Source organism: Rhizobium sp. SEMIA 4085, from assembly GCF_013004495.1.
Taxonomy (GTDB): Bacteria; Pseudomonadota; Alphaproteobacteria; order Rhizobiales; family Rhizobiaceae; genus Rhizobium; species Rhizobium gallicum.
In genome coordinates, this window is the sequence record NZ_JABEPH010000719.1 from 1 (window position 1) to 501 (window position 501).

Annotated in this window: 1 protein-coding gene; it reads right to left on the reverse strand. The window is 58.9% G+C overall.

Translation table 11 applies throughout. The features are described from left to right. Positions 1-501 (reverse strand): hypothetical protein (locus C9413_RS32605; RefSeq protein ID WP_170251664.1); only part of this gene is annotated, 501 nt, incomplete at both ends.

Genomic DNA, 501 nt, shown 5'->3' on the forward strand with positions numbered 1-501 from the left:
TCGTGGCTGCGTCTTTCCAGTCGAGATCGAAATCGACGGCCGGCGCAGTCGGCGTTCCCGATGCCTTGGCAGTTCCAGAGATCGTGCCTTCGGCGGCAAGTCCAGGCACGAAGCTGTTTGCAATGCTCGCCGGGACATTGTTGAGATTGGCATTCACGTCGAGGTTTTGGACCGCCGTGCCGGCAATCACGACATTGCCATTTGCCTTGAGACCCGTTTCGGCTGGGCCCGATAGGTTCGCATCGAAGTCGAGCCTGTTATCGGCAAATTTGCCAGTGGTGCTCAGCCCGAGCGCTTTCAATCCGGCACCCTTGGTCTGGCTTGTGGCTGCGTCCTTCCAATCAAGATCGAAATCGACGGCCGGCGCAGCAAGTGTTCCCGATGCCTTGGCAGTTCCAGAGATCGTGCCCTCGGCGGCAAGTCCAGGCACGAAGCTGTTTGCAATGCTTGCCGGGACATTGTTGAGATTGGCGTTGACGTCGAGACTTTGGACCGCCGTGC